The following is a 15,190-nucleotide window of genomic DNA, read 5'->3' as shown; positions in this document are numbered from 1 at the left end:
GTCAAACGCTAGTTCCTAATATGGAATATAGCGTTTCGCTATTGTTCGGAATTCATTCCGAGTCATGGAGATGAATTCATTTGGAGAAAGGCGTCCCCGGAATCGCGATCGGCCCGGAGTTTCATGTTCCGGGCCTGTCCCTGTTCCAGTTGGCGGGCGCGGCGCCGGCGAGTCCTATTGCGCCACCCAGCCGCCATCCATGTTCCAGGCCGCGCCGCGCACCTGGTCGGCGGCTTCGCTGCAAAGGAACAGCGTCAATCCGCCGAGTTGCCCGGGGGTGACGAAGGCCCGCGAGGGTTGTTTTTCCGCCAGCAGGTCGTGTTGCGCCTGTTCGGCCGAGACGCCCTCGGCGATGCGCGCGTCGATCTGCTTCTGCACCAGCGGGGTCAGTACCCAGCCGGGGCAAATGGCGTTGCAGGTCACCGGCGTGCGCGCCGTTTCCAGCGCCACGCTCTTGGTCAGGCCGAGCACGCCGTGCTTGGCGGCGACGTAGGCGCTCTTTCCGGCCGAGGCGACCAGGCCGTGGGTCGAGGCGATGTTGACGATCCGCCCCCAGCCGCGCGCGAGCATGCCCGGCAGGGCCAGGCGGGTGGTATGGAACACCGAGGACAGGTTGATCGCGACGATCGCGTCCCAGCGTTCCGTGGGGAACTCCTGCACCGGCGCCACGTACTGGATGCCGGCGTTGTTGACCAGGATGTCGACGCCGCCGAAGGTCCGCTCGGCGAAGGCCATCAGTTCGCCGATCTGCTCCGGGCTGGAGAGGTCGGCCGGGTGGTGCTCGGCGCGCACGCCGCGGGCGCGGACCTGCGCCAGCGCCGCGTCGACCTCGCCGAAGCCGTTGAGGAGCAGGTCGGCGCCGGCCTCTGCCAGGCTCAGGGCGATGCCCAGGCCGATGCCGCTGGTGGAGCCGGTGACCAGGGCGGTCTTGCCTTTCAGGGTCATGCTGTTTCTCCCGCTGGATGAAAAAAGGGCGGATCAGACCAGGCCGGTGGCGTAGAACAGTCCGATGACGAAGAACACCGCCAGGGTCTTGATCAGGGTAATACCGAAAATGTCCCTGTACGCCTCCCGATGGGTCAGGCCGGTAACCGCCAGGAGGGTGATCACCGCGCCGTTGTGCGGCAGGGTATCCATCCCGCCGCTGGCCATGGCGGCGACCCTATGGAGGACTTCCAGGGGGATCTGCGCGGCATTGGCGGCGGCGATGAAGGTGTCGGACATCGCCGCCAGGGCGATGCTCATGCCGCCCGACGCGGAGCCGGTGATGCCGGCCAGCAGGGTGACGGTGATCGCTTCGTTGACCAGCGGATTGGGAATGCTCCTGAGCGCGTCGGCCAGCACCAGGAAGCCCGGCAGCGAGGCGATTACCGCGCCGAAGCCGTACTCCGAGGCGGTGTTCATCGCCGCCAGCAGCGAGCCGGCCACCGCGCTGCGGGTGCCTTCGGCGAGGCGGCTGCGGATCGCCGCGAAGCCGCTCGCCAGCACCAGCAGGATGCCCAGCAGCAGGGCCGCCTGCACCGCCCAGATCGCGGTGAGCTTGCCGACCTCGGTCTGCAGCGGCGTGGCCATTCCGGCCAGTTGCAGGGTATGGACCTGGCCGTACCACTGCGGGATCCAGTGGGTGAACAGCAGGTTGGCGACCCCTACCAGCACCAGCGGTGAGAGCGCCAGCCAGGGATTGGGCAGGCGCAGGTCATCGGCGGTCTCCGGCTCGTTGCGCAGGTCGCTGCCGTAGCCTTCGCCGTTGCGCCGCGCCTTGTTCGCCTGGCGTCGCAGGTAGAGCATGCCCACGGCGAAGACGAACAGCGCGCCGAGGGTGCCGAGCCAGGGCGCGGCCCAGGCGTGGGTGCCGAAGAAGGTCGAGGGGATGATGTTCTGGATCTGCGGGGTGCCGGGCAGCGCGTCCATGGTGAAGGAAAACGCGCCGAGGGCGATGGTCGCCGGGATCAACCGCTTGGGGATGTCGCTCTGGCGGAACATCTCCGCGGCGAACGGGTAGACCGCGAACACCACCACGAACAGCGAGACGCCGCCGTAGGTGAGCAGCGCGCAGACTAGCACTATCGCCAGCATCGCCTGGCGGGTGCCGAGCAGGCGGATCGCCGCGGCGACGATGGAGCGGGAGAAGCCGGCCAGCTCGATCAGCTTGCCGAACACCGCGCCAAGCAGGAAAACCGGGAAGTAGAGCTTGATGAAACCGACCATCTTCTCCATGAACACCCCGGTGAAGGTCGGCGCGACCGCGCCGGGATCGGTGAGCAGCACGGCGCCGAGGGCGGCGAGGGGGGCGAACAGGATGACGCTGTAGCCCCGGTAGGCGGCCAGCATCAGCAGGCCCAGGGCGGCAAGGGCGATGATCACGCTCATCGGGCATATCTCCACGGCGCTGCGGGCGCGCTCCGCATGGGGAAGGGCGCTCCGGGCCTGTTTCTTGTTGTCGAACGGTGCGGGCACCGGCGTGACGGCCTGGAACGGGGCAGGGCCGTCGGAAAGCCCGGTAGCGATAACCGTGCCAGGCCACAAGGTCGCGGTTTTCGCGGGCTGCGGCGAGGCGAAGGGGCGTGCGGGGAAGAGTCTTGTCTCCAGATGGAGACGGGTTCGAGCCGAGGTGCGGGGCTATGCTGGTTTCAGTTCGTCTCGATTTCGAGACGAGTCCCGTTATCGAGACGGATGCCCAGCGCCACGATCTTCTTGTACAGGGTCGAGCGACCCAGGCCCAGGCGTTTCGCCGCTTCCACCACATTGCCGGCACTCTGCGCCAGGGCACGTGCGATCAGCTCGCGCTCGAAGGTTTCGCGGGCCCGTTGGAAATCGCCGACCGGCACCTCGTCCCCGGGCTGCGCAAGTTCAGGCAACGGCTGCAGGGGACCGAGCGCCGCGCCGAGGGCGGCGGCGTCCAGCAACGGCTGGTCGGCCAGCAGCAGCGCGCGTTCCAGCACGTTGCGCAGTTCGCGGACGTTGCCCGGCCAGGCATGCCGGGCGAGCAGCGCCAGGGCGTCGCCGCCGAGTTCGTGGAGACGGCCATGGTCGAGGCTGTCGAGGATCGACTCGCAGAGCGCCGGGAGGTCGTCCAGGCGCTGGCGCAACGGCGGGATCTCGATCGGCAGGACGTTCAGCCGGTAGTAGAGATCAGCGCGGAAACGGCCTTCGCGCATCGCCTGCTGGAGGTCGATGGAGGTGGCGGCGACCAGGCGGATGTCGCTGCGGATCACTTCGTTGGAACCCACCGCTTCGAATTCTTTCTCCTGTAGCACGCGCAACAGCTTGCCTTGCAACGCCAGCGGCATGTCGCCGATCTCGTCGAGGAACAACGTGCCGCCCTGGGCCACCTGCAACTTGCCAGGTCGACCCTTGCGCTCGGCACCGGTGAAGGCCCCGGGTGCGGTACCGAAGAATTCGGCCTCCAGCAGGCTTTCCGGGATCGCCGCGGCGTTCACGCTGACGAAGGCCTTGTGCGCCCGCGGCGAAGCGCTGTGGATGGCGTGGGCGAGCAGTTCCTTGCCGGTGCCGGTCTCGCCGAGCAGCAGCACCGGCGCTTCGCTGGCCGCGCCATGGCGGGCGCGGCGCTTGACTTCCAGGCTGGCCGGACTGGTGCCGACGAAGTGGCTGAAGCTGTACTTGGCCTGGCGCGCCTGCAATTGCGAGCGGGTCGAGGCCAGTTCGCGCTGCATGCTCAGGTAGCGGGTCACCAGCGGCGACAGCGAGCGCAGTTCGTCGAGCAGGGCGAAGCCGATGGCGCCGATCACCTCGCCGGCGTCGTCGTGGATCGGCAGGCGCATCACCACCAAGGGGTCCTTCGCGCTGTCCATCATGTCCAGCAGGATCGGCTTGCCGCTGCGCACCACCTCGCGCAGCAGGCTGCCGGGAATCACGCTCTCGCAGGGCCGGCCGATGGCCTGCGCCGGCTCGGCGAGGCCGAAGCGCTGCGCGTAGCGCTGGTTGATCCAGACGATGCGCGCCTCGCGGTCGACGATCACCGTGCCTTCGCTGGAGCCTTCGACGATCTCGAACAGCGAGCGGATCGCCTGCTGGCGTACGCGCTGGTAATCCTGGAGGCTATCGGCAGCGGTCATCGGCGGCTCCTGCGGCGGGCGGCGAAACGGGCCGCCACTGTAGCCGGGAAGCCGCTCTCGGTGAAGGCTCAGGATTCCTCGACGGCCAGCGCGGCGGTGTTTTCCCGCTGCGCCTGGGCGGCGGGCGAGCGGACCTGGAGGATCAGCAGCGCGGCGAGCCCGGCGGGTATCGCCGCAAGGATGAAGATATTCTCCACGGATATGTGCATGCCCAGCAGCAGGCTGCCGAACAGCGGGCCGAGGATCGAACCGAAGCGGCCCACGCCCAGCGCCCAGCCGGTGCCGGTGGCGCGTACCTGGGCCGGGTAGAAGTTGCTGGCGAAGGCGTTCAGGGTCAGCTGCCCGCCGATGATGCAGAAGCCGGCGGCGAAGACGAACGCCAGCAGCCAGCGCGGCTGGTCGTGGTTGAGGCCGAGGAGCAGGGTGCACAGCGCGGCGCCGGCGAGAATCGCCGCCAGCAGGCGCACCTTGCTGCGCAGGCGGTCGGCGAGCCAGGCCAGGAGCATCGCGCCGAGGGTGCCGGCGAAGAGGAACATCGAGGTCGCCAGGTTCGCCGCATTGCGTGTCAGGCCGCTTTCCTGGAGCAGCGAGGGCAGCCAGCTGACCATGAAGTAGAGCAGGATCAGGCTGACGAAGAAGGTCGCCCAGAGCAGCAGGGTCGGGCGCGCATAGCCGTGGCGGAACAGCTCCAGCACGCTCAGGCGCGCCGCCGGCTCGGCGTCGGCCTGTGCCGGCGGCGGCTGCCAGCCCGGCGCCATGCGCTCGCTGAGCTGGCGCAGGCGGATATAGGGCGGCGCGTCGCGCAGCAGGCGCGGCAGCGACTCCGGCAGGAACAGCCAGAGGAACGGAAACAGCAGCAACGGGGTGACGCCGCCGGCGAGGAACACCGCCTGCCAGCCGAAGCCGTCCATGAAGGCGGCCGCGACGAAACCGCCGGCGGCGCCGCCGAAGGAGAAACCGCAGGCCGCCAGGGTGACCATCAGGGTACGCAGGCGCGGTGGCGAGTACTCGGCCATCAGCGCCATGGCGCTGGGCATTGCCCCGCCCATTCCGATGCCGCAGACGAAGCGCGCCAGCATCAGGCTTTCCAGGGAACCGGCGAAGACCATCAGGACGGTCAGGCTGGCGTAGATCAGCACGCAGCAGAGCAGCACCCGACGGATGCCGAAGCGGTCCGCCAGCGGCGTCACCAGCAGCGAACCGACGGTCAGGCCGAACAGGTTGGCGCTGAACACCGGGCCGAACGCGGCCTTGTCCAGGCCCCATTCCTGGGCCAGGGTCGGCACCACGTAGCCGAGCACCTGGGCATCGTAGCCATCGGTGACCAGCAACAGGGCGAGGAGCAGCAGCAACAGCCACTGGTAGCGGGACACGGGGCGCGCGTCGAGCGCCGCGCGAAAGCTGGCGATCTGGTTCTGCATCGCAAGGTACCTGAGGTTCTTATTGGTGATGGGGCGTCCGGCGGACGCCCCCCTTTATCTTCAGGAGCGGGACTCTGCGGTCGCTCAGGCGGCCGGGGTGTCCGGCTGGTTGGCCGGATGGGCCTGGCGGAACGCCGGATGAGCGGCGGCCAGGGCGGCGACCCGGCGGATCCGTGGCCAGGCGTCCAATGCCACGCCGAAGCGCTCGGCGGCGTAGAGCTGCGGGACCAGGTAGACGTCGGCCAGGCCCGGCCGGTCGCCGAAGCACCAGCCCTGGTCGCCGATCAGTTGCTCGACGGCGGCGAGGCCCTGGCCGACCCAGTGGCCGATCCACTGCCGGACCTGCTCTTCGTCGTGGCCCCACTGGCGCAGCAGGTTGAGCACGCTGGCGTTGTGCAACGGGTGGATGTCGCAGCCGACCAGCGCCGCGACCCCGCGCTCGTGGGCGCGGCGCAGCGGATCGCTGGAGAACAGGGCGGGTTGCGGGTAGCGCTCCTCGAGGTATTCGATGATCGCCGGCGACTGGATCAGCAGATCGCCCTCGTCGACCTGCAGGGCCGGTACGCGGCCCTGTGGGTTGAGCGCCAGGTAGGCGGGTTGGCGGTGTTCGCCGCCGTCGCGGAGCAGGTTGACCGGCAGCGACTGGTAGTCCAGCCCCTTCAGCGCCAGGGCGATGCGCACCCGGTAGGAGGAGGTGGAACGGTAATAGGTATAGAGCTTCATCCGCGCGCCCCCGGATGGGCCGCGAGCACCTTGCCGCGACATTCGCCGAAGCCGATCGAGACCTGCCCCTCGCGTTTGCAGCGGGCGCGCAGGATGACCTCGTCGCCGTCCTCGAGGAAGCGCCGGGTCTCGCCGGAGGCCAGCTGCACCGGCTGCTTGCCGCCAGCGGTGATCTCCAGCAACGAGCCGAACTGGCCGGGCTCGGCGCCGGACAGGGTGCCGGAGCCGAACAGGTCGCCGGGCTGCAACTGGCAGCCGTTGACGCTGTGGTGGGCGACCATCTGCGCCACCGTCCAGTACATGCTCAGGCTGTTGCTCAGGGTCAGGCGCTGCGGCGGCAGGCCTTTCTCGCGCAGGCCCTCGGTGAGCAGCAGGACCTCCAGTTCGATGTCGAAGGCGCCGTGGGCCTGGTCGTTGTCGTCGTAGAGATACGGCAGCGGCCGCGGGTCGCCTTCGGGGCGCGCTGGCTGGGCGCGGCGGAACGGTTCCAGGGCCTCGGCGGTGACCACCCAGGGCGAGACGCTGGTGATGAAGCTCTTCGACAGGAACGGGCCGAGCGGTTGGTATTCCCAGGCCTGGATGTCGCGCGCCGACCAGTCGTTGAGCAGGCAGAAGCCGGCGATGTGCTCGGCGGCGCGGGAAACCGGGATGGCTTCGCCCGGGGCGTTGCCCTGGCCGATCCAGATGCCCAGCTCCAGTTCGTAGTCCAGCCGCGCGCAGGGGCCGAACACCGGCTCGCTGGCGCCGGCCGGCAGGGTCTGGCCGTTGGGCCGGCGCACTTCGCTGCCGGAGACGCGCACGGTCGAGGCGCGGCCGTGGTAGCCGATGGGCACGTGCTTGTAGTTGGGCAGCAGCGGGTTGTCCGGGCGGAACAGCTTGCCGACGTTCTCGGCATGGCGGATGCCGACGTAGAAGTCGGTGTAGTCGCCGATCCTGGCCGGCAGGTGCATTTGGCATTCGGCGGCCGGATGGAGCAGCTCCGGGCGCTCCGCGGCACCTTCGCCGAGCAGCTCCAGCAGGCGCTGGCGCAGCGCCACGCGGGCCGGCTTGCCGAGGGCGAAGAAAGCGTTCAGCGCACCGCCACGGGTGGCTTCGGCGGCTTCGCCGGCGGCACCCTCGAACAGGCCGGCGGCCAGAGCCGCCTCCAGGTCGAGGATCGAGTCGCCGATGGCCACGCCGCAACGCGGGCTCAGGCCGGCACGGCTGAAGATGCCCAGCGGCAGGTTCTGCAGGGGAAAGTCGGCATGCCCATTGGCGGAGGCGACCCAGCTACGAGTGGGGGTTGGCTGGTTCATGGGGTTATCTCCGTTGCGGGTTGAAGGTGGATACGAGCGACGCCCAGCAGGCATCGTAGTCATTCTGCAGGGCCGGCGTCTCGAGGGCGGCACGGCTCGGCCGGAGGACCTGGCTGGTCTCGAACATGAAGGCCATGGTCTGGTCGATCCTGTGCGGCCTGAGGTCGGCGGCGATGGCCTTGTCGCAGCTTTCCGCGTCGGGGCCGTGGGCGCTCATGCAACTGTGCAGCGAGGCGCCGCCGGGCACGAAGCCGCCGGCCTTGGCGTCATAGGCGCCCTGGATCAGGCCCATGAATTCGTTCATCAGGTTGCGGTGGAACCATGGCGGACGGAAGGTGTTCTCGGCCACCATCCAGCGCGGCGGGAAGATCACGAAGTCGATGTTGGCCAGGCCGTGGACGCTGGTGGGGGAGGTCAGCACGGTGAAGATCGACGGGTCCGGGTGGTCGAAGCTGACCGTGCCGATGGTGTTGAAGCGGCGCAGGTCGTACTTGTAGGGCACGTTGTTGCCGTGCCAGGCGACCACGTCCAGCGGCGAATGGTCGAGCTCGCAGGCCCACAGCTCGCCGAGGTATTTCTGCACCAATTGCAGCGGCTGGCGGCTGTCCTCGTAGCGCGCCACCGGGGCCAGGAAATCGCGCGGATTGGCCAGGCCGTTGCTGCCGATCGGCCCGAGGTCGGGTAGGCGCAGCGGCGCGCCGTGGTTCTCGGCGATATAGCCGCGCGCCTCGCCGTCGAGCAGCTCGACGCGGAACTTCATCCCGCGCGGGATCACCGCGATCTCCAGCGGCTCGACCTGCAGCGCGCCGAGTTCGGTGCACAGGCGCAGGCGGCCCAGCTGCGGGACCAGCAGCAGTTCGCCATCGGCGTCGTAGAAGCAACGCTCCATCGAGCGGTTGGCCAGGTATTGGTAGATGCTCACGCCGGCCGGCTTGTCGCCGGGCGCGTTGGCGGCCATGCGCAGCAGGCCGTCGAGGAAGTCGGTGGGTTGCTCGGGCAATGCCAGCGGGTCCCAGCGCAGGCGGTTGGGAGTCGGCGCATCCAGCTCGGCACCGGCGATCTGTCGTTCCAGGCGGCGGAACGGTGGGTGCTTGGCCGACGGCGTGATGCGGTACAGCCAGGTGCGCCGGGCCTCGCTGCGAGCCATGGTGAAAGCGGTGCCGGAGAGCAGTTCGGCGTACAGGCCGTAGGGCGCTTTCTGCGGGGAGTTCTGGCCGAGCGGCAGGGCGCCGGGGAGCGCTTCGCTGCTGAATTCGTTGCCGAAGCCCGATTGATAGGCGAGGGCAGTGGAGTCGAGGTTCATCTGAGGCCTCCGGGGAAGTGGGGCAGCTTGCCGCCGATCCGCCGGGGACCTGGCACGCTGGCTGCGTTATTTTTATCGTAATTCAATTACGCATAACGTAATTTGAGCGGAAAGCAGCGTCAAGCTATAACGTCGGCCCCGCCCGCAGGAACCCGCGTCCATGGAAAAGAACAGCAGTCCCGCCGAAACCTCCGGCAAGCAGAAGGTCCGCTCCGCCGAAGTCGGCACCGATATCCTCAAGGCCCTCGCCGAACTGTCGCCGGCGACCTCGCTGTCGCGCCTGGCGGAGCATGTGGGCATGCCGGCGAGCAAGGTCCATCGCTACCTGCAGGCGTTGATCGCCAGCGGCTTCGCGGTCCAGGACGCCTCCACCAACCATTACTCGCTGGGGCGCGAGGCGCTGCGCGTGGGCCTGGCGGCGCTGGACAGCATGGACGTGCTGAAGAGCGCCGCCGCGCCGCTGGCCGAACTGCGCGACCAGCTCAACGAGACCTGTTTCCTCGCCGTCTGGGGCAACCGTGGCGCCACCGTGGTGCAGGTGGAACAGGCGGTGCGCGCGGTGACGGTGGTCACCCAGGTCGGCTCGGTGCTGCCGCTGCTCGGCTCGTCCACCGGGCTGGTGTTCGCCGCCTTCCTGCCGGAACTGGAGGTGGCTGAATTGCGCGACGAGGAACTGGCCGGCCGCGACGACCATCCGTTGGCTGCGCCCCCGGCCTATGAGGCGCTGCTGGAAGGCATCCGCGCGCGCGGCCTGCATGCGATCCACGGCCTGCTGATGCCTGGCGTGGAAGCGCTCTCGGCGCCGGTGTTCGACGCCCGCGGGCGGGTGGCGGCGGTACTCACGGTGGTCGGCCCGGCGAGCATCTTCCAGGCCGAGGAACAGGGGCCGGCGGCGGAACGGCTGCTGGCGACGACCCGGGCTATCAGTTGGCGGATGGGGTATGACGGCCCGCAGGGTGGATGACGCAGTGTCCGAGCCTGGGCGTGACGTCGGGTAGGGCGGATTACCGCTCGCGGTTATCCGCCGCTTCTCAGGCCTTGGCCAGCAAAGCCTTCGCCGCCCGCGAGCCGTTGCTCCTGCCGAGCACCGCGCAGATGCGCTGGCCGGCGTCGACCAGGGCGTGCATGTCCACCCCGGTCTCGATCCCCAGGCCGTTCAGCAGGTAGAGCACGTCTTCGCTGGCGACGTTGCCGGTGGCGCCCTTGGCATAGGGACAGCCGCCGAGGCCGGCCACCGAGCTGTCGAATACCGCGACGCCTTCCAGCAGGCTGGCGTAGATGTTCGCCAGGGCCTGCCCGTAGGTGTCGTGGAAGTGCCCGGCGAGGCGCTCGCGGGGAACCTCGCCGGCCACCGCCTCGATCAGCCGGCGGGTGGCGCCGGCGGTGCCGATGCCGATGGTATCGCCCAGGGACACCTCGTAGCAGCCCATCTGCTGGAGCTCGCGGGCGACCCAGGCGACCTGGCGCGGATCGACATCGCCGTCGTAGGGACAGCCGAGCACGCAGGAAATGTAGCCGCGCACCCGCACCTGGTGCTGGTGCGCCGCCTCCAGCACCGGTACGAAGCGCTCCAGGCTGTCCTTGATCGAGCAGTTGATGTTGCGCTGGGAGAAGGCCTCCGACGCGGCGGCGAACACCGCCACTTCCTTCACCCCCGACTCCAGGGCCGCCTCGAAGCCCTTCAGGTTCGGCGCCAGCGCCGCGTAGGTCACGCCGGGACGCTGGCGGATACCGGCGAACACCTCGGCCGAGCCGGCCATCTGCGGCACCCACTTGGGCGAGACGAAGCTGCCCACCTCGATGTAATCCAGGCCGGCGGCGCTCAGGTCATCGACCAGGCGGATCTTGTCGGCTACCTCGATCGGCTGTTTCTCGTTCTGCAGTCCGTCGCGCGGACCGACTTCCACCAGGCGGACCTTCTTCGGCAGGTTCATGCTGTTCCTCGTCTTGGCTGTCAGGCCTGGTTCTCGTCCAGCTCCACCAGCGGCGTGCCTTCCTCGACCAGTTCGCCCTCGCTGCAATACAGCGCCTTCACCACCCCGGCGTGGGGCGCGCGGATGCTGTGTTCCATTTTCATCGCCTCCAGCACCACCAGGGCGGCGCCGGCGTCGACCGTCTGGCCGGGCTCGACCAGGACCCGCACGATACTGCCGTTCATCGGCGCGCTCAAACCGCCCTGGTGGGCATGAGCGGCCTCGGCCTCGGCGATCGGGTCGACGGCTTCGATGGTCAGCAGTTCGCCAGCCCATTCGAGGAACAGCCGGGAACCGCGGCGCAAAGCCGTCGAGCGACGGGTGACGCCATCCACCAGGCTGACCAGGTCGTCGCCATCGAGGCGGTACTGGCTGGGGCTGGCGTGGCGCAGGCGGACGCAACGGCGTTCGTCGCGGCAGCGCAGCACCAGGTCCGACTCCCGCGCCAGGGCGCTGCGCCAGCCGTCGTTGCGGCTCCACGGCGAATGCGGGTCGTCGTCGCGGCGGTAGCCGGCTTCGCTCTGCAACCAGGCTTCGGCGGCGGCCTGCCAGAAATGCTCCGGCAACGGCTCTGGCGCCGGCAGCAGGTCGGCTTCGTGGCGGGCGATGAAACCGGTGTCCAGTTCGGCGGCGGCGAATGCCGGATGGCCGAGGATGCGGCGGAGGAACGCCAGGTTGCTGCGCACGCCGCCGACCGAGGTTTCCGCCAGCATCGCCAGCAGGCGCTGGCGGGCTTCCTCGCGGGTTTCGCCCCAGGCGATCAGCTTGGCCAGCATCGGGTCGTAGAACGGCGAGACCTCGTCGCCTTCGCGTACTCCGCTGTCGATCCGCCGGCCGGGGCCGGCGGCCGCTTCGCGGTATAGCGCCAGGCGGCCGCTGGCGGGGAGGAAGCCGCCCTCGGGGTCTTCCGCGTAGAGCCGTACTTCGATGGCGTGGCCGTTCAGCGGCACCTGTTCCTGCGTCAGCGGCAGCGCCTCGCCGCGAGCGACGCGGATCTGCCAGGCGACCAGGTCGAGGCCGGTGATGGCCTCGGTGACCGGGTGCTCGACCTGCAGGCGGGTGTTCATTTCCATGAAGAAGAACTGGCCACGTTCGTCGAGGAGGAATTCGACGGTACCGGCGCCGACGTAGCCGATCGCCTGCGCCGCGCGTACCGCGGCCTCGCCCATGGCCCGGCGCAGTTCCGCGCCGAGACCGGGGGCGGGGGCTTCCTCGACGACCTTCTGGTGGCGGCGCTGGATCGAACAGTCGCGTTCGTTGAGGTACAGGCAGTGGCCGTGGCGGTCGGCGAACACCTGGATCTCCACGTGGCGCGGCTTGAGCAGGTATTTCTCCACCAGCATCCGCGCGTCGCCGAAGGCGGCCTTGGCCTCGCGCTGTGCGGAGGAGAGGGCCTCGGCCAGCTCGGCCTCGCGCTCCACCACCTTCATGCCCTTGCCGCCGCCGCCAGCGGCGGCCTTGAGCAGCACCGGGTAGCCGACCCGCCCGGCTTCCCGGCGGAAGGTCTCGAGGTCCTGGGCTTCGCCGTGGTAGCCGGGCACCAGCGGCACCCCGGCGTCTTCCATCAACGCCTTGGCCGCCGACTTGCTGCCCATGGCGTCGATGGCCGCCGCCGGCGGCCCGAGGAAGAGCAGGCCGGCTTCCTCGCAGGCGCGGGCGAAGCCGGCGTTCTCCGAGAGGAAGCCGTAGCCGGGATGGATCGCCTGGGCTCCGCTGGCGAGAGCGGCGGCGATGATCCGGTCGCCGCGCAGGTAGCTGTCGGCGGGCTTGGCGCCGCCCAGGTCGACGGCGATGTCGGCTTCGGCGACGTGGCGGGCGTGGCGGTCGATCTCGCTGTGCACGGCGACGCTGCCGATGCCGAGGGCGCGCGCGCTGCGCATCACCCGGCAGGCGATCTCGCCGCGGTTGGCGACCAGGATGCGCTGGATGCTGCGGTAGTCCGGGCTCATGCGTCGTTTCTCCAGGCGGGCGTGCGTTTCTCCAGGAAGGCGCGCAGGCCTTCCTGGCCTTCCGGGCTGATGCGGATGCGGGCGATGGCCGCTTCGGTGTAGCGGCGTAGCGCCGGGCTCAGTTCGGCGGCCTCGACCTCATGGTAGAGCGCCTTGCAGGCCACCAGGGCGCGCGGGCTGTTTTGCAGCAGGTTGGCGATCCAGGCCTCGGCCTGGCTTTCCAGTTCGGCGGCGGGACAGCTTTCGCTGAGCAGGCCAAGTTCGCTGGCGCGGCGTCCGTCGAAGCGCTCGGCGGTCAGCGAATAGCGTCGCGCGGCGCGCTGGCCGATGGCCTTGACCACGAACGGGGCGATGGTCGCCGGGATCAGGCCGATGCGTACCTCGGACAGGCAGAAGGTCGCGTCGTCGCTGCCGATGGCCATGTCGCAGCAACTGACCAGGCCGACCCCGCCGCCGAATACCGCGCCCTGGACCACCGCCAGGGTCGGCTTGGGCAGGTTGTAGAGGTGGGTCATGAGTTCGGCGATACGCTGGGCGTCGGCCAGGTTGCCCTGGTAGTCGAGGTCCACCGACTGCTGCATCCAGGCCAGGTCGGCACCGCCGCAGAAGTGCCGGCCACGGCCGCGCAGCACCAGCAGGCGGACCTGCGGGTCGCTGCCGACGCGATCGATGGCCTGCAACAGTTCGTCGATCACGACGGCATTGAAGGCATTGTTCTTTTCCGCCCGGTCCAGCCACAGGGTGGCTACGCCGCGCGGGTCGATCTCAAGCTGGATGGTCTGGAATTCGCTCATGCTGGTCTGCTCGTCACATGCGGAACACGCCGAAGGCGGTCGGCTCGATGGGGGCGTTGAGGGCGGCGGAAAGCGCCAGGGCGAGTACCTCGCGGGTCTGCGCCGGATCGATCACGCCGTCGTCCCACAGTCGCGCGCTGGAGTAGTAGGGATGGCCCTGATGCTCGTACTGCTCGAGGATCGGCGCCTTGATCTTCGCCTCCTCTTCGACGCCGAGCTGCTGGCCGGCGCGCTCGGCCTGCTCGCGCTTGACCTGGGCGAGCACCCCGGCGGCCTGTTCGCCGCCCATCACGCCGATCCTCGCGTTCGGCCACATCCACAGGAAGCGCGGGTCGTAGGCGCGCCCGCACATGCCGTAGTTGCCGGCGCCGAAGCTGCCGCCGATCAGCACGGTGAACTTCGGCACCCGCGCGCAGGCCACCGCGGTCACCAGCTTGGCGCCGTGCTTGGCGATGCCGCCGGCCTCGTACTTCTGGCCGACCATGAAACCGGTGATGTTCTGCAGGAACAGCAGCGGGATGCCGCGCTGGCAGGCCAGTTCGATGAAGTGCGCGCCTTTCTGCGCAGCCTCGGCGAAGAGGATGCCGTTGTTGGCCAGGATCGCGATCGGATAGCCGTGCAGGTGGGCGAAGCCGCAGACCAGGGTGGTGCCGAACAGCGCCTTGAACTCGTCGAACTCGGAGCCGTCCACCAGCCGCGCGATCACTTCGCGCACGTCGTAGGGCTGCTTGCTGTCGGCGGGAATCACCCCGTACAGCTCCTCGGCGGGGTACAGCGGCGCACGCGGCGCACGGCATTGCAGCCGGCCCTGCTTGCGCCAGTTGAGGTTGGCGACGCAGCGGCGGGCGATGGCCAGGGCATGGTCGTCGTCCTCGGCGTAATGGTCGGCGACCCCGGAGACCTTGCAGTGCACGTCGGCGCCGCCAAGTTCCTCGGCGCTGACCACCTCGCCGGTGGCGGCCTTCACCAGCGGCGGCCCGGCGAGGAAGATGGTGGCCTGTTCGCGCACCATCACGGTTTCGTCGCACATCGCCGGTACGTAGGCCCCGCCGGCGGTGCAGGAGCCCATCACCACGGCGATCTGCGGGATGCCACGGGCACTCAGGTTGGCCTGGTTGAAGAAGATCCGGCCGAAGTGCTCGCGATCGGGGAACACCTCGTCCTGGCGCGGCAGGTTGGCGCCGCCGGAGTCCACCAGATAGATGCACGGCAGGCGGTTCTCCAGGGCAATGGCCTGGGCGCGCAGGTGCTTCTTCACGGTCAGCGGGTAGTAGGTGCCGCCTTTCACCGTGGCGTCGTTGCCGACGATCATGCATTCCACCCCTTCGACCCGGCCGATGCCGGCGACGATGCCGGCGGCGGCGACGTCTTCGCCGTAGACTTGGTGGGCGGCGAGCGCGGAAAGCTCGAGGAACGGCGAGCCGGGGTCGAGCAGGCGGTTGATGCGTTCGCGCACCAGCAGCTTGCCGCGCGCGCTGTGCCGGGCCTGGGCGGCGCTACCGCCGCCTTCGTGGATGCGGCCGAGGAGGGTGCGCAGGTCGTTGACCTGTTCCAGCATGGTCGCGGCGTTGGCCGCGAACTCGGCGGAGCGTGGGTTGATCTGGGTGTGCAGGATGGCCATGGCGGCGGCTCCGTGTCGAGGTGGCCGGAACCGGC

The 15,190-nt window shown here is 69.3% G+C and carries 12 protein-coding genes; 1 reads left to right on the top strand and 11 read right to left on the bottom strand.

Annotation, left to right across the window (positions count from 1 at the left end):
- Window positions 1-174 precede the first annotated feature (174 nt).
- From bdhA to hmgA, 7 genes are all read right to left on the bottom strand, one after another.
- Window positions 175-945, bottom strand: coding sequence for a 3-hydroxybutyrate dehydrogenase (gene bdhA / locus B7D75_RS14945; protein WP_058175299.1), 771 nt, complete (start codon window positions 943-945; stop codon window positions 175-177).
- Between the two features lie 33 nt (window positions 946-978).
- Window positions 979-2,370, bottom strand: coding sequence for a GntP family permease (locus B7D75_RS14940; protein WP_034080558.1), 1,392 nt, complete (start codon window positions 2,368-2,370; stop codon window positions 979-981).
- A gap of 260 nt (window positions 2,371-2,630) precedes the next feature.
- A complete protein-coding gene (gene hbcR, locus B7D75_RS14935; protein ID WP_107114170.1) occupies window positions 2,631-4,076 on the bottom strand; it encodes a sigma-54-dependent transcriptional regulator HbcR in 1,446 nt (481 codons plus the stop codon).
- Window positions 4,077-4,144: 68 nt separating this feature from the next.
- Entirely contained in the window at window positions 4,145-5,497 is a 1,353-nt protein-coding gene (locus B7D75_RS14930) for an MFS transporter (protein ID WP_058134817.1), read from the bottom strand.
- Window positions 5,498-5,581: 84 nt separating this feature from the next.
- Complete coding sequence (gene maiA / locus B7D75_RS14925) at window positions 5,582-6,220, bottom strand: maleylacetoacetate isomerase (protein WP_107114169.1); 639 nt, start codon at window positions 6,218-6,220, stop codon at window positions 5,582-5,584.
- Entirely contained in the window at window positions 6,217-7,515 is a 1,299-nt protein-coding gene (gene fahA, locus B7D75_RS14920; RefSeq protein ID WP_012076025.1) for a fumarylacetoacetase, read from the bottom strand. Before fahA ends, maiA begins: the two co-directional genes overlap by 4 nt.
- 4 nt (window positions 7,516-7,519) lie before the next feature.
- Window positions 7,520-8,818 carry a homogentisate 1,2-dioxygenase gene (gene hmgA, locus B7D75_RS14915; protein WP_058136216.1) on the bottom strand — a complete coding sequence of 433 codons (1,299 nt, stop codon included), beginning with the start codon at window positions 8,816-8,818 and terminating at the stop codon, window positions 7,520-7,522.
- A gap of 160 nt (window positions 8,819-8,978) precedes the next feature.
- Here hmgA and B7D75_RS14910 point away from each other — a divergent pair, with 160 nt between their 5' ends.
- Entirely contained in the window at window positions 8,979-9,782 is an 804-nt protein-coding gene (locus tag B7D75_RS14910) for an IclR family transcriptional regulator (protein ID WP_058146024.1), read from the top strand.
- Window positions 9,783-9,849: 67 nt separating this feature from the next.
- Here the strand turns inward: B7D75_RS14910 and liuE are convergent, their stop codons facing one another.
- Genes liuE through liuB form a run of 4 tightly spaced genes read right to left on the bottom strand, consistent with a single transcriptional unit; the run spans window position 9,850 to window position 15,155 of the window.
- Window positions 9,850-10,752: a bifunctional 3-hydroxy-3-isohexenylglutaryl-CoA lyase/hydroxymethylglutaryl-CoA lyase gene (liuE, locus tag B7D75_RS14905; protein ID WP_058175304.1), complete on the bottom strand. Its 903-nt coding sequence runs from the start codon at window positions 10,750-10,752 to the stop codon at window positions 9,850-9,852.
- A 20-nt stretch (window positions 10,753-10,772) separates the two neighbouring features.
- Entirely contained in the window at window positions 10,773-12,740 is a 1,968-nt protein-coding gene (gene liuD, locus B7D75_RS14900) for a methylcrotonyl-CoA carboxylase subunit alpha (protein WP_107114168.1), read from the bottom strand.
- Window positions 12,737-13,534 (bottom strand): gamma-carboxygeranoyl-CoA hydratase, encoded by a 798-nt coding sequence (locus B7D75_RS14895; RefSeq protein WP_003088598.1) that lies wholly within the window; start codon window positions 13,532-13,534, stop codon window positions 12,737-12,739. The genes liuD and B7D75_RS14895 overlap by 4 nt, the downstream gene beginning before the upstream one ends.
- Window positions 13,535-13,547: 13 nt before the next feature.
- On the bottom strand, window positions 13,548-15,155 hold the full coding sequence (liuB, locus tag B7D75_RS14890) for a methylcrotonyl-CoA carboxylase subunit beta (RefSeq protein ID WP_107114167.1): 1,608 nt from the start codon (window positions 15,153-15,155) through the stop codon (window positions 13,548-13,550).
- Window positions 15,156-15,190: the final 35 nt, after the last annotated feature.

The organism is Pseudomonas paraeruginosa (assembly GCF_003025345.2).
Taxonomy (GTDB): Bacteria; Pseudomonadota; Gammaproteobacteria; order Pseudomonadales; family Pseudomonadaceae; genus Pseudomonas; species Pseudomonas paraeruginosa.
Note: the sequence above shows the minus strand (reverse complement) of the source record. Positions and strands in the feature narration are given on the sequence as shown.

Excerpts from the sequence above, each read along its gene's own strand:
- bdhA (WP_058175299.1), bottom strand. The coding sequence starts at position 945 with ATGACCCTGAAAGGCAAGACCGCCCTGGTCACCGGCTCCACCAGCGGC.
- B7D75_RS14940 (WP_034080558.1), bottom strand. The coding sequence starts at position 2,370 with ATGAGCGTGATCATCGCCCTTGCCGCCCTGGGCCTGCTGATGCTGGCC.
- hbcR (WP_107114170.1), bottom strand. The coding sequence starts at position 4,076 with ATGACCGCTGCCGATAGCCTCCAGGATTACCAGCGCGTACGCCAGCAG.
- B7D75_RS14930 (WP_058134817.1), bottom strand. The coding sequence starts at position 5,497 with ATGCAGAACCAGATCGCCAGCTTTCGCGCGGCGCTCGACGCGCGCCCC.
- maiA (WP_107114169.1), bottom strand. The coding sequence starts at position 6,220 with ATGAAGCTCTATACCTATTACCGTTCCACCTCCTCCTACCGGGTGCGC.
- fahA (WP_012076025.1), bottom strand. The coding sequence starts at position 7,515 with ATGAACCAGCCAACCCCCACTCGTAGCTGGGTCGCCTCCGCCAATGGG.
- hmgA (WP_058136216.1), bottom strand. The coding sequence starts at position 8,818 with ATGAACCTCGACTCCACTGCCCTCGCCTATCAATCGGGCTTCGGCAAC.
- B7D75_RS14910 (WP_058146024.1), top strand. The coding sequence starts at position 8,979 with ATGGAAAAGAACAGCAGTCCCGCCGAAACCTCCGGCAAGCAGAAGGTC.
- liuE (WP_058175304.1), bottom strand. The coding sequence starts at position 10,752 with ATGAACCTGCCGAAGAAGGTCCGCCTGGTGGAAGTCGGTCCGCGCGAC.
- liuD (WP_107114168.1), bottom strand. The coding sequence starts at position 12,740 with ATGAGCCCGGACTACCGCAGCATCCAGCGCATCCTGGTCGCCAACCGC.
- B7D75_RS14895 (WP_003088598.1), bottom strand. The coding sequence starts at position 13,534 with ATGAGCGAATTCCAGACCATCCAGCTTGAGATCGACCCGCGCGGCGTA.
- liuB (WP_107114167.1), bottom strand. The coding sequence starts at position 15,155 with ATGGCCATCCTGCACACCCAGATCAACCCACGCTCCGCCGAGTTCGCG.